At 62.8% G+C, this 12649-nt stretch carries 13 protein-coding genes; 7 read left to right on the forward strand and 6 right to left on the reverse strand.

What is annotated here, in order from left to right:
• Positions 1 to 7: 7 nt before the first annotated feature.
• Positions 8 to 1435, reverse strand: coding sequence for an FAD-binding oxidoreductase (locus MTAI_RS04360; RefSeq protein WP_027887145.1), 1428 nt, complete (start codon positions 1433 to 1435; stop codon positions 8 to 10).
• Positions 1436 to 1458: 23 nt separating this feature from the next.
• Positions 1459 to 1956, reverse strand: coding sequence for a hypothetical protein (locus MTAI_RS04365; RefSeq protein ID WP_223299791.1), 498 nt, complete (start codon positions 1954 to 1956; stop codon positions 1459 to 1461).
• A 115-nt stretch (positions 1957 to 2071) separates the two neighbouring features.
• Here MTAI_RS04365 and MTAI_RS04370 point away from each other — a divergent pair, with 115 nt between their 5' ends.
• Positions 2072 to 2530 (forward strand): EVE domain-containing protein, encoded by a 459-nt coding sequence (locus MTAI_RS04370; RefSeq protein ID WP_027887147.1) that lies wholly within the window; start codon positions 2072 to 2074, stop codon positions 2528 to 2530.
• Here MTAI_RS04370 and pilC read toward each other — a convergent pair.
• Entirely contained in the window at positions 2505 to 3725 is a 1221-nt protein-coding gene (gene pilC / locus MTAI_RS04375) for a type IV pilus assembly protein PilC (protein WP_027887148.1), read from the reverse strand. The genes MTAI_RS04370 and pilC overlap by 26 nt on opposite strands.
• A 90-nt stretch (positions 3726 to 3815) precedes the next feature.
• Here pilC and scpB point away from each other — a divergent pair, with 90 nt between their 5' ends.
• The 3 genes from scpB (at position 3816) to MTAI_RS04390 (ending at position 5910) form a co-directional block, all read left to right on the forward strand.
• On the forward strand, positions 3816 to 4340 hold the full coding sequence (gene scpB, locus MTAI_RS04380) for an SMC-Scp complex subunit ScpB (protein WP_027887149.1): 525 nt from the start codon (positions 3816 to 3818) through the stop codon (positions 4338 to 4340).
• Between the two features lie 89 nt (positions 4341 to 4429).
• The gene (locus MTAI_RS04385) at positions 4430 to 5164 is read left to right on the forward strand and encodes a 2-phosphosulfolactate phosphatase (protein ID WP_043982090.1); all 735 of its coding nucleotides are present in this window, start codon (positions 4430 to 4432) and stop codon (positions 5162 to 5164) included.
• Between the two features lie 2 nt (positions 5165 to 5166).
• The gene (locus MTAI_RS04390) at positions 5167 to 5910 is read left to right on the forward strand and encodes a WecB/TagA/CpsF family glycosyltransferase (protein ID WP_027887151.1); all 744 of its coding nucleotides are present in this window, start codon (positions 5167 to 5169) and stop codon (positions 5908 to 5910) included.
• 117 nt (positions 5911 to 6027) lie between these two features.
• On the opposite strand, the gene MTAI_RS04395 is transcribed toward MTAI_RS04390, so the two are convergent.
• Positions 6028 to 6945: a peptidylprolyl isomerase gene (locus tag MTAI_RS04395; protein ID WP_027887152.1), complete on the reverse strand. Its 918-nt coding sequence runs from the start codon at positions 6943 to 6945 to the stop codon at positions 6028 to 6030.
• A 271-nt stretch (positions 6946 to 7216) separates the two neighbouring features.
• On the opposite strand from MTAI_RS04395, the gene MTAI_RS04400 reads away from it, so the two are divergent.
• A complete protein-coding gene (locus MTAI_RS04400; protein ID WP_027887153.1) occupies positions 7217 to 8530 on the forward strand; it encodes a protoporphyrinogen/coproporphyrinogen oxidase in 1314 nt (437 codons plus the stop codon).
• A 333-nt stretch (positions 8531 to 8863) separates the two neighbouring features.
• On the opposite strand, the gene MTAI_RS04405 is transcribed toward MTAI_RS04400, so the two are convergent.
• Positions 8864 to 9523, reverse strand: coding sequence for an ABC transporter ATP-binding protein (locus MTAI_RS04405; RefSeq protein ID WP_223299790.1), 660 nt, complete (start codon positions 9521 to 9523; stop codon positions 8864 to 8866).
• 18 nt (positions 9524 to 9541) lie between these two features.
• Here MTAI_RS04405 and MTAI_RS04410 point away from each other — a divergent pair, with 18 nt between their 5' ends.
• Positions 9542 to 10219: a Crp/Fnr family transcriptional regulator gene (locus tag MTAI_RS04410; RefSeq protein ID WP_027887155.1), complete on the forward strand. Its 678-nt coding sequence runs from the start codon at positions 9542 to 9544 to the stop codon at positions 10217 to 10219.
• Positions 10220 to 10440: 221 nt separating this feature from the next.
• Complete coding sequence (locus tag MTAI_RS04415; protein ID WP_027887156.1) at positions 10441 to 11175, forward strand: 2-phosphosulfolactate phosphatase; 735 nt, start codon at positions 10441 to 10443, stop codon at positions 11173 to 11175.
• A gap of 2 nt (positions 11176 to 11177) precedes the next feature.
• Here MTAI_RS04415 and asnS read toward each other — a convergent pair whose 3' ends face one another.
• Positions 11178 to 12503 carry an asparagine--tRNA ligase gene (gene asnS / locus MTAI_RS04420; protein ID WP_027887157.1) on the reverse strand — a complete coding sequence of 442 codons (1326 nt, stop codon included), beginning with the start codon at positions 12501 to 12503 and terminating at the stop codon, positions 11178 to 11180.
• Positions 12504 to 12649 lie beyond the last annotated feature (146 nt).

Raw genomic sequence — 12649 nt, forward strand, 5'->3', positions numbered from 1 at the left:
TCGCCGCTCAGTCTTCTGGCGAGTGGGGCTCGGGCAACACTTTGCCAGGATTCAAGCGGTTGTGCGGGTCGAAGGCGGCCTTGACCCGCCGCAGGGCCCCCAGGGTCCCGGGGTCTACCGCTTCGCGCATAAAGTCGCGCTTCATGAGGCCGATGCCGTGCTCACCGGAGAGCACACCCCCGTGCCGCAAGGCCACCCGGGCGATCTCGTGCAGGAGTTCCCAGACCTTCTCCTCGGAGTCCACCCTGGGGTCGAAGAGGACGTTGGGGTGCAGGTTGCCGTCGCCGATGTGTCCAAACTGCACCACCTGCAGGCCGTACTGCCGGCCCAGCGCCTCGATGGCCCGCACCACCGCGGGCAGGCTCGAGCGCGGTACGGCTATATCCTCGTTCAGACGCTTGGGCTTGATGGCGCCAATCGCCGGCGAGACCGAGCGGCGGGCTTTCCAGAGCACTTCGCTCTCGGCGGAATCCTGGGCCACCCGCACGCCAGCCCCGTGCTTCTGGCAGGCCTCGGCCACCCACGCCAGCTCCTCCTCCACCACGATGGGATCGTCGCCGTCGGTGTCCACCAGCAGAATGGCCGCGGCCTCGCGGGGCAGGCCCAGCCTCAGGTAGTCTTCCACCGCGTTGATGCAGCCGTTGTCCATGAACTCGAGCTTGCTCGGCACCGCCCCCGCCGCAATGGCTTCCGAGACCGCTTCGGCGGCCTGCCCCACCTCACCAAAGATGGCCATCAGGGTGCGGGTGTAGCGGGGGATGGGCTCCAAGCGCAGCCGGGCCTCGGTGATCAGGCCCAGCGTCCCCTCGGAGCCCACCAGCAGGCCCGCCAGGTCGTAGGCCTTGCGCTCCAGGCGGTGCACCTGGCCGGCAAAGTCTACGAACTCGAGGGCCTCCACATAATCCCCGGTCACCCCCCACTTGAAGCACAGGGGTCCCCCGGCGTTCTCGGCCAGGTTGCCCCCGATGGTGCTGGTGCGAAGCGAGGCCGGATCGGGGGGGTACCAAAGGCCATAGGGCCGGGCCTGCTCGGTAATCTGCTGGGTGACCACCCCCGGCTGCACGGTGGCGGTGCGGGCCTGGGGGTCAATCGAGAGCCCGGTCATGCGGGTAAAGGAGAGCACAATGGATTCCTGAATGGGCACCGCCCCCCCCGAGAGCCCGCTGGCCGCCCCCCGGGCCACAATGGGCAGCCCCACCCGCTGGGCGAAGCGCACCACCTCCACCACATCGGCGGTATGGGTGGGCAGCACCACCAGGGCCGGGGTTACGCCCATGGCGATGCCGTCGTAGGAGTAGTTGCGCCGCTGGGCGAGCTCGAGCAGCACCTTCTCCCGGCCCAGCCGCTCCTGCAACTCCTGGATGGACCGGGCAGGCTGGGTGTAGGTGGGGCGGGGCGAGGACTTGAAGGGCTTTTTCCCCAGGTTTAAGTTCACGCTTATAGCTTATCAAGCTGGCCTCAGGGGCAGTTATCGATCACCGGAATACCGGGAAACACCAGCCGGGCCGCACTGCCGTTGGTTGCAAAGACGGTGAGCTCGAGGCGGGTGGCCCCAATCTGGCGGGGCTGGGGCACCGGGGTGACTACAATGCTCTGCGGCGCCAGGCTCAAGGGGGCGGTGCCCGGGCTCAAAACCCAGTTCACCGTAATGCGGTTGTTCTGGTTGGTGTAACCGCCGCTGTCGCGGTTCATGCTGAGGGTGTGGGTGGCCTGGCCGGTCGCCTCGCCCACCAACCTTGAATCCCAGCGGGCCATCCGGGCAAAGTCGTTGTAGCGGAAGCTGTAGGTGAGGGTGGTGGGTTTGTTGTCGCAGATGTACGAGCGCCCGCTGACATCGCGGAAGTTGCTCTCGTAGCGCAGGTCGGAGATGAATAGCGCGTCGGAGGGATTGGTGCCGATGGGGATGCAGCCTGCCAGGGCCGTTGCCAGCATAGAAGCCAGGAACCATCTTTTCATGATTGAATCTTGGCTTAAGCGCCTCCCACGCGCATAAGGGCAGCCTAAATAGGGGTTTAGTTTGGTGGCCCGGACAGCAAAATCTAAAGTCTGGCTAAAGATAGACTATCCCGGTATGAACCACTGGCTGCTCAAGTCCGAACCCGCGGTGTTTAGCATCGACGACCTGGAAAAGCAAAAAACCACCCTCTGGGACGGGGTGCGCAACTACCAGGCGCGCAACTTCCTAAAAGCTATGCAGGTGGGAGACCTGGCTTTTTTCTATCACTCCAGCACCGAGCCGCCCGGTATTGTGGGGCTGTGCCGGGTGCTCGAGACGGGCCTTGTGGATCCCAGCCAGTTCGACCCAAACTCGCCCTATTTCGACCCCAGGAGCTCCGCCGAAAATCCGCGCTGGTGGACGGTGCGGGTGGGTTTCGTGGAGAAGTTCAAGTGCCCGCTCACACTGGATCTCCTACGGAAAAACTTTAGCCCCGACGAGCTTATTTTGCTTCGCCGGGGCAACCGATTGTCGGTCATGCCGGTGGCAGCCGAGGTCGCAGAGAGGATTACTGCGATGAGAGCGTCCCAATAATTTTGAAGAGCGGCAGGAACATCCCGGCCACAATCACGCCCACGACCAGGCCCAGGAAGATAATCATCAGGGGCTCGATGGCTGCTGTGAGCGCGCTGACAGCTTCGTCCACCTCGCGCTCGTAGAAGTCCGCGATTTTTTGCAACATGGTATCCAGGGCACCGGTCTCTTCCCCAATGGCAATCATCGAGCTGACCATGGGAGGGAAGACCTGCGGGTGGGCCTGGATGGTGGTGAAGACCGGCTCGCCGGCCTGAATGGCGATTTTGGTCTGCTCGAGGATATCTTCCACAATGGCGTTGCCCGCTGTGCCTTTGGTGATGTCGAGGGCCTCCACGATGTTTACGCCGCTCGAGATCAGCAGGCCAAAGGTGCGGGAAAAGCGGGCCAGGGCGCTTTTTTTCATCAGGTTGCCAAATACTGGCAGCTTGAGCTTGATCTGGTCGATCTGGTGCCGGCCTTTGTCGGTTCGGTAGTAGGATCGGTAAGCAAAGTACAGCGCCACCGCCATTAAGGCGATAAAGATAGTGCTCTGGCGCAAAAAGTCGGAGATGCCCATCAGGGCCCGGGTCAGGAGCGGCAGCTCGGAGCCCAGGCCGGTCAGAATCTGGGCGAACTGCGGCACAATGCCAGTCAGAAGGAAGTAGGTCACCCCGATGGCAAACACAAATACGATGGCTGGGTAGGTCATGGCCGAGCGTATTTTTCCGCGCAGGGCCAGCTCGTTTTCCAGGAAGGTGGCTAACCTGTCCAGAATGGCATCCAGCGTACCCGAGGTCTCGCCGGCCCGCACCAGGTTGATGTAAAGGCGGGTAAACAAACTGTGCTTGCTCAGGGCCTCGCTGAAATTGGCCCCCCCCTCCACCTCAGTGCGGATTTCTTTGAGAATGCTCTGGAATTTTTTCTTTTCGGTTTGCCGTTCCAGAATAGCCAGGGCCTGCACAATGGGCAGACCGGCGTTGAGCATGGTGGCGAGCTGGCGGCTGAAGATGGCCAGATCCTTAAGCCCCGGCTTGGGATCCAGCCCTGGCAGCTTAATCTCGGCCTGCAGGCCCTTACCAGGCTCCTTGATCTCGGCGATGAACAGACCTTTTTCGCGCAAATTGCGGGCTGCTGTGCGGATGTCATCGGCTTCGATGACGGCATTGATCAACCGCCCTTGGCGATCCCTGGCCTTGTATTGATAGGTTGGCATACTGGGCCTAGTATAGCCTTTGCGGGGCCGGAGGAAGGTGAATTAACCACATCCCCTGTGGTGCCTGGTGTTACACATAGCGTCTCTAGTATGGATCTGCAGCAACTTAAAGCCCAGCTTCTAGCGGTTTTGTTTGCGGCCGGGCGGCCGCTTTCCCTGCAGGATCTGAGCCCGCTGGGGAGCGAGGAGGCCCTAACCCGGGCGGTGGTGGCCCTCGAGCGCGATCTGGCCGATGGGCACCTAGGAGTACAGCTCGAGCGGGTGGCTGGTGGGTGGCGCCTGGTGGTACACCCCCTACACCTGGGCGCGGTTGAGCAGGTGTTGCGCCCCAACCCGCCGCGAATCTCCAAGGCTGCGCTGGAAGTGCTGGCCTTGATTGCTTACCAGCAGCCCCTGACCAGGGCCGAGCTGGAAGCCTTGCGCGGCAAGAGTGTGGAGGGGGTGCTCGAGGGCCTGCTGGAACGGGAGCTGGTGCGGGTGGTGGGGGAGAAAGAGGCCATCGGGCGACCCAAGCTGTATGGAACCACCGACCGGTTTCTGGAGCTTTTCGGGCTGGAAAGCCTGGCCGACCTGCCCCCGCTGGGGGAAGGCCCGGTGCTGCTGCTGCGCAGCTAGGGTATTGGTTCGCGGCAAAACTGCGGACTTTTACCGGCCCGTTATAATGCCGCAGGTAGGGCTTAGGCCCTGAGGGAGGCTTTTTTGCTGTGACGCTTCGGGTAGATTTGATTCCCAGTCCCCCGTATCCCCAGCCGGTGCTTGTGGTGGATGTTTTTTTTGGCAGTCTGGTGGGTGCGTTGCTATCGGCCGGTGCCCGGGAGGTCTGGGTTGTCAAAAGTGTGCGAGCAGCGCGTCTGCTGGCTGAAGGTGGTGCGCTGCTTTTGGGTGAACAGGAGGGGGTTCCACCAGAGGGCTTTCACGGGGGACTCTCGCTGCAGGCTTTGCCGGGGCTTCAGGTGGAGGGAAAAACCTGTGTGTTGCTGGCCCCGCCGTTGGCCGAGTCGCTGGAGCGGATGCCGTTGGAAACAGGGCTGGCCTACTTCCGCAACGCTAAAGCGGTGGTGGCCCAGGCCCTCGAGCGCAAGATTGATACGGTGGTCGCGGCCATCCAGGGCCGGCTCGAGCCCAGTCTGGCTAACACGGTGGCCGCCGGCTTTATAGCCAAACGCCTGTACCAGGCCCTGGGTAAGGTGGGGGTCTTGCGGGAGGGCGCGCACCTGGCCACGGCCCTGCTGAGATCCTTCCCGGATCCGCAAGAGTCGCTTTTCCAGTCCGAGATGGGTAGGCAGCTTTATCTTTTGGGGCGCAGCGAAGAGCTGGCCCTGGCCAGCCTGGTGAGCGCGGAAGGGGTGGTGCCGAGGCTGAAACAGGTGCGCGTGCTCGAAGCGAAGGTCTACGGTCTGACCAAGGATAGGTTTGGGTTTTGTTTCCAGGCGGGGTAGGGATGCAGCGGGTAGAGATCCTGGGAACGCCGGTGGATCTGGTTGACCTCGAGCAGACTCTGGACTGGATCGAAAACCGCATAGCCCAGCCGGGCCCCCATTGCGCCCAGATCATCACCACCAACCCGGAGGCGGTGGTGCGGGCCCAGGCCGAGCCGGCCCTCCAGCAAGCCCTGCGGGAGTGCGAGCTGATCACGGCGGATGGGGTTGGGATTGTCTGGGCTGTGCGCCTGCTCACCGGACACCGCCTGCGCGACCGGGTGCCCGGTTCAGAGATTCTGCCAGCGGTTTTTGAGCGCTTTGGCTCGAGGTTGCGGGTCTACTTTCTGGGGGCAGCCCCCGGCGTAGCCGGCCGGGCCGCCCAAAACGCCCGGGCCCGCTGGGGCATCCAGGTGTGTGGGGTTCAGGACGGCTATTTTTCCGATGAAGAGGCGGTGCTGGAGGCCATCCGGCAGGCCCAGCCCGACCTCTTGGTGGTGGGGATGGGGGAGCGGCAGGATACCTTTATTCATCGCAACAAGGCCCGCCTGGCGGCCAAGGTCGCTATCGGCGTGGGGGGCATGATCGATGTGCTGGCCGGGGAGGTCAAGCGGGCGCCGCTCTGGGCCCAGCGGCTCAAGATCGAGTGGTTGGTGCGAATTGCCCTGGATCGACGGCGCTGGGGGCGCTTCCCAAGGCTGCTGCATTTCGTGCGCCTGGTGTTGCTGGAAAAGCGATCAAAGACTTTGAAAAACAGGGGCGGGTGATACCGGATTCAAAAAGATAATCTGCAAACAAAAAACATTCAGAGGCTATCTTTTTGAATCCTAGAGGACTCCCTTCCAAGGGGCAGTATCGCCCTCCGGCGCCGAACTAACCAAGTCTTACAGGTTTTCCGGAAAGAGCTGGATGGGGGTGCCCTTCTCTATCCACAGAAGCAGCTTGTGCATTGCGCTGTTTCGGACGGTTTGATCTAGATCGGCCCTAACCTCCTCAAAACTCTGGAAGCCAGCGGCCTCGACCCGCTTAAGCAGGATGATGTGGTAGCCGAACTCGGTTTTGACCGGCACCTTGGAGCTCTCGCCCGGTTGCAGCGCGATGAGGGCTCGTTCGAAAGGAGCAACAAAGGTGCCCCTGGGTTCGCAGCCGAGGTCGCCACCCTCCTCTTTACTGCCGGGGTCTTTTGAAAGCGCCTTGGCCAGATCGGCAAACTTTTCACCCTTGCCCAGCCGGGCGATGACCTGACGGGCCTCCTGGGCGGTGTCGACCAGAATGTGGGCGGAGCAGTATCGCTTGGGTAAAGCAAACTCCGATTTGGACACGAGATAAAGCAGGCGCAGCGCTGGATCGCTGGTTTTTAGCTGCTTGAGGAGGTGCTCGAAATAGGCGTTGTAGGTCAGTGCCTCGTATACCAAGGTGTGGTAGACCTCGAGGCTCGGAATGCCCGCCTCTTCCAAGGCCTGGGCAAACTCCTCTTCGCTGTCAAAGTCGGCTTTGACCTCTGCAACGGCTGCTTGCACCTCTTCTTTGGAGGCGGCGAAGCCCGCCGCTTCCGCCCTAAGAATAATGGCCCGTTCGCGGGCCACAAGCTCCAGAAAGCGCTTTTTGAGTACGGCCAGCACTTCTTCGTTATAAGAAAGGCCGTGCTGCCGCTCGGAATCGCGTATGTAGATGCCAAAACGCAGCTCCAGCTGGCTTTTGGTGATGGTGGTGTTGGCAACGGTGGCGACCACGGGGTCGGACTGTGCCACACCCAGCGATCCGAGGGTTGTTATCAGGAATAGCAGGTGTTTTAGTTTCATGCAGACTCCTCTGGGGCAGCTTACGTCCAAACGGTGGTCGCAAAACTGCTGGTGGGTCTATGCTAGCACGCTTTGCACCTATCATGGCTGGCGTCCCGCCTATTATGTTTTGCCGCGGATTCGAAGTTGGATTGGTGGCAGTATAAAATCGGCGGGTGTGCAAGGGTTTGACTGCGGTGTGCGAAGGTTTGCGGGGCAATGAAGCTAGGTATGGAGGGCGGCCCGTCCACCGGGCGCTGGCCCAGGTGGGCTGTGGATGCGAGGTTGCAAGATGAGCCGGGTGGTCGTCGTGGGTGGGGGGCTTTCGGGGCTGGCTGTGGCCTACTGGGTGGCCGAGGCCGGGCTCGAGGTGAGCCTGCTCGAGGCCACCCATCGCCTGGGGGGCTACAACCAAACGGCGCAGCTGGAGGGCCAGGCCCTCGAGCTGGGGGATGAATACTTCGAGGAAGAACCGGATACCCTGCTGGGGTTGTGCAGGCACCTGGGCCTCGAGCCCCGGCCCCAGCCCCACCGGCCACAGGTAGTGCGCTGTCGGGGTCGGGACTGGGTGCTGCCCCCGGGCCTCAACCCGGCCACAGGCTTCGGCCTGCACCAGCTTTCGACGCTACCTTTTAGCCGCAGAACCAAGTGGCGGCTGGCTACCGAACGCTGGGTGGCCCCGGCTGCGCTCAGGGATGAGCCGGTGGATGCCTTTTTTTGCCGGAGGCTGGGCCCGGAAGTCTGGGAGGTGCTGGCCCCCTATATGGAAGCGATGCTGGGTGGGCCGGCTGGGGAGGCTGCGACCGTGGAGGCCTGCCCGGCCCTGCCGCAGCTCGAGCTGCAGGGGGGGGTGATGGCTGGCAGCCGGAGGCTCCGGGCCCAGGGGCAGTGGCACCTGCTTGATGGGATGGGTGGCCTGGTGCAGGCGCTGGCTACCCGCTTGCAACAAAAAGCCCGCATATTTGTTGGGCAGGAAGCCCTGGCCGTCACCCACCAGGCCGGCCGCTGGGTGGTGCATGTGCCGGGGGGTCGGCTCGAGGCTGAGGCGGTGGTGGTTGCGCTCCCAGCACCCCAGGCAGCCAGGGTGTTTCGGCCTTCATCCCCTCAGCTAACCACCTGGCTCAATCAGTTTCCCTATCAGCACAGCGCGAAGGTGTTTCTGCTTTACCGCCCCGCCCAGCCCATGGAAGGGCCGGTTGATTACTACTGGGCCAAAGCCGAAGGCTACACCGGAACCGCCCTCCGGCAGACCCCGCTCGATTCCGGGCTGGTGCTGGCCCGTGTGCAGTTTGCTGGGGAGGTGGCCCGTCGCGCCGACACCGAACTTTCACGTTTAGCGCAGCAGGATTTGTCCAGGTTTCTACAGGCCCCAGCCCACCCCTTGGCCGCCTGGGTGTTCCGCCAGCCCTTCTCCCGGCCGCAGTTTGCGCCGGGCCACACCCGCCGGGTTGCAGCCCTTGAGCAGGCCCTGGTGCACGCCCCCGGCCTCTTCCTCAGCGGCGGCTACCTGGCCGGCCCCGGCCTGGCCCGCCAGGTTGCACATAGCCACCAGGTGACCCAGCGCCTGCTTAACTTTATGGCCCTTTCTGAGCCCCGATCAGACTAATACCGGATTCAAAAAGATAATCTCCAAACACAAAAACATTAAGAGGCTATCTTTTTGAATCCTAGAGCACTCCCTTCGGTCGGGTTAGTTCGCCACCATTCGGTGACGAACTAACCGAATCTGGTATAAATCCGGTTGGTTCACCGCTGGAAGGCGGCAGATCAACCCGACCAAGGGGACACGCTTTTTTCACCGAGTGTAGCGGGTAGGCTTCAAAAAGCCTCTTGCGGTATTTGCTTTCTCCGGTATATACCGTGCTTTGGGCAACCTCACGCCCCTGCACCCTTGAAAAGCCGCCTGGGGTTTGTTGGTGACGGTTATTCACATCCAGTATCAGCCCAGGCGTAGCTCGGGGAGCCCCCGTACCAGGTGCTCGTCGTGCGTGGCGACGATCACCGCCGTGCCCAGATCCTGGGCCAGGCTCAGCATCAGCTCCCAGATTCGCTCGGCGTTGCGCCGATCCAGGCTGCCTGTGGGCTCGTCGGCGAGGAGCAGCTTGGGCCGGTTGTAGAGGGCCCGGGCCACCGCAATCCGCTGCCGCTCACCACCCGAGAGGGCTTGGGGGCGCAGGTGGGCCCGCTCGAGCAGCCCAATTCGCTGCAGCAGCTCCCGGCCCCAGGCAATATCCACCGCCCCGGCCAGGTACCCTGGCACCAGGATGTTCTCCAGTGCGGTGAGCTCGGCCTGCAGGTAGTGGTGTTGAAAGACCAGACCGGTGAAGCGTAGCCTGCGCTGGGCCAGGGCCTCCTCGCTCTGGCCGCGAATGCTCTGTCCCTGCCAGCGGATGTCGCCCTGCTGGATGTGCAACAGGCCCGCCAGCAGGTGTAGAAGGGTGGTTTTGCCGCTGCCCGAGGGGCCTAGGATTACCCGAACCTGTCCTGTATCAAGCGTGAAGCTGAGATTTTGAAAAAGGCCGACTTCATCGTAGGAAAAGCTCAAATTGCTGACTTCCAGCACCGGTGTGTTATCTACTATTGGCAAAGCGTTACGCACCCTTGTAGAGTGTACCTGATGCTGGCAGACACACAGGTACTTGCCAAGACCCCGCTTTTCCAGGGGGTGCCTCCCCAGGCCATCGAGGTGGCCCGAGAGGCCTTTGTGACCCGCAACTACCCCGCGGGTAAGCTGATATTTGAAGCAGGGGATATGGGGGCTGCGCTTTATATTGTGCAAAGCGGTCAGGTTCGCATTTTTCGCACCTATCTGGATGGCCGGGAACGGATGTTCGCTTACCTGGGCCCCGGGGAGGTCTTCGGCGAGATGAGCCTGCTGGACGATCAGCCCCGCAGTGCCTCGGCTGAAACCACCGTTGACTCAGTCCTCTTGGTGCTGTACCAGGATGCCTACTGGAGTCTGGTGCGCAAGTGGCCGGAGATCCTGCACAACCTGGCCACCATACTGGCCCGCCGCCTGCGCGAGGCCGACCTCGAGCTCGAGGTGCTCTCCTTCGAGGAGGCGCGGGGCCGGGTGGCCTACGCCCTGACCAAGCTCCGCAAGCAGCGCTACGGCGACGGGCTCAGGATGAAACTCACCCACCAGGAGCTGGCCCAGCTTTCTGGAACCAGCCGCGAAACCGTGACCCGCGTACTACATGCCCTTCGCGAGGAGCAGCTGGTTAAGGTGGGCTCTGGTTTTGTGGAAATCCTCGATCCAGCGGGGCTGGAAGAGGTTTTGTTTGGTCTGCGATAAAGATCATCGCGTGCGACCCGGTCTGCACCGTTCTGCCGCTGTTGTGTCCGTCACCTGGGATCAGCTTCTGGCATGTCAATCCTCGAGGTCACTTTCATAACCGCGGGGTTATCCCTTATGATGCCCCTCGTTCTCATGGATGCCTCAGCCAACAACCCCCCACTTCCGGAATGGGTGGCTCCTTCTGGTCGCCAAGCGGCGTCAGTTGATGAGGAAAAAATATGCGTTTGCGGGCTGATCTAGTTCCCCAGGAAAACCTGAGCTATACCGATGTGGTTTTGGTGGTGGATGTGATTCGGGCCACCACCACCGCCACGGCCTTTTTGGAAGCAGGGGCCGAGGCTTTGTACCTTACCCCCAACCTGGAGAGCGCCCGGGCTTTTCGCGATACCGACGTGGTGCTGGCCGGGGAGGAAGGGGGGCTAAAACCCGCGGGCTTTGACTATGGCAACTCGCCGCGGGAGGCCCTGGAAGCACCGGTGGGCGGCAAAATTGTGGTGATGAGCACCACCAACGGCACCCGCACCGCGCACCTGGCGGCCAAGAGCGCCAAGCACGTGCTGCTGGCCTCGCTCTTCAACGCCCATGCTGCGGCCCGCCTGGCCCACCAGCTGGCCACCGAGGAAGTGGCTATTCTGTGTGCTGGCAAGGAAGGCCGGATTGGCCTGGACGACGTCTACACAGCGGGGGTGCTGGCCGAGTTCTTGCAGATTATGGGCTCATACGATCTCGAGGACGGGGCCCTGACAGCCCTCACCACGCGCCGGGCCTACCCCGACCCCCTCGAGCCCCTCCACTTATCCGGCGCGGCCCAGGCCCTGCGCCAGGTGGGCCTCGAGGCCGACGTGCCTTTTTGTGCCCAGATTGCCGCCTCGCCGGCGGTGGGGATGCTCGAGGGCCGGGTGGGGGAGGCCCTGATCTTCAAGCGCGCCCAGCGGCCCAACAACAGCGGCTAGGGCTAGGGCCGCATCCGGGTGTACATGCGCGGGAAGGGGATGGCCTCGCGGATGTGCTCAATTCCGCAGATCCAGCGCACGGTGCGCTCGAGGCCAATCCCAAACCCGGCGTGGGGCACCGTCCCAAAGAGCCTTAAATCCATGTACCAGTCGAAAACCTCTTCGGGCAGGTGGTGCTCCCGGATCTTCTGGCGCAAGAGCTCGGGGTCGTGGATGCGCTCCGAGCCCCCAATGATCTCGCCCACCCCTTCGGGGGCCAGCATATCGGCGTTTTTGACCAGGCGGGGGTCGTCGGGGTCGGGCTGCATGTAGAAGGCCTTGATGGCCGCCGGGTACTTCTCTACGAAAATGGGCCGGTCGAACTGCGCGGTGAGGGCGGCTTCGTGGGGGGCCCCGAAGTCGTCGCCCCACTGCAGGGGGGTAAGCCCCAGCTCGGGCTTGCTCTGGGCGATCTGGTTGACCATTTCCACGGCCTGGGTGTAGGGGATGCGGGGGTAATGGCCCTGGGTGGTGGTTTCCAGCACCCTGGTGTCGCGCTCAAGCATCTCGAGCTCGAGCTTTCTGTTTTCCAGCACCCGCCCCACCAGGTAGGCCACCAGCTCTTCCTGGAGCTGCATATTCTCCTCGTGGGTCATGAAGGCCACCTCCGGCTCAATCATCCAGAACTCTAAAAGGTGCCGCCGGGTTTTGCTGCGCTCGGCGCGGAAGGTGGGGCCAAAGGTATACACCTTGCCAAAGGCCATGGCCCCGGCCTCGGCGTAGAGCTGGCCCGACTGCGAGAGGTAGGCTTTTTCCCCGTCGAACAGATCCACCTCGAACAGGTCGGTGGTGCCCTCCACGGCGTTGGGGGTCAGGATGGGGGCATCCAGCCGGACAAAGCCCCGCGCGTGGAAGAAGTCGTGGATGGCCCGCTCGAGCTCGTCGCGCACCCGCAGCACCGCCCAGGCCCGCCGGTGGCGCAGGTAGAGGTGGCGGTGATCCATCAGGAAGTCCACCCCGTGTTCCTTGGGGGTAATGGGGTATTCCCGGCTGGGCCGGGAGATCACCTTGAGTCCCCGCACCGAAAGCTCATAGCCGCCGGGGGCCCGGCTATCGGCCCGCACCAGCCCGCGCACTTCCAGGGCGGTTTCCTGGGGTAGGTGGTCGGCCTCCTCGAACTCGGCCTCGGGCAGCTCGCCCTTGAAGGCGGTGGCCTGCATGAAGCCGGTGCCGTCGCGCAGCTGCAAAAAGTGAATCTTGCCCTTGGAGCGCCGGCCGGTCAGCCAGCCCCGGATGATGACCTCTTGCCCGTCGTACTTTGCGATTTCCTCAATAAAAACCCTTTGCACCCGATGATTGTAACCATAAAAGCCCGCTCAGGTTAATCGCGGGCACCGCCGGCCCCTTCGCAAGGTTTGCTCGGTTGCGTCCGAGTTCATGCAATGAGGGTAGGGGGACTTGCCCGGCTTCACCATTGGGTTCCCGATTTGCGTTA

The organism is Meiothermus taiwanensis WR-220 (assembly GCF_003568585.1).
Taxonomy (GTDB): Bacteria; Deinococcota; Deinococci; order Deinococcales; family Thermaceae; genus Meiothermus; species Meiothermus taiwanensis.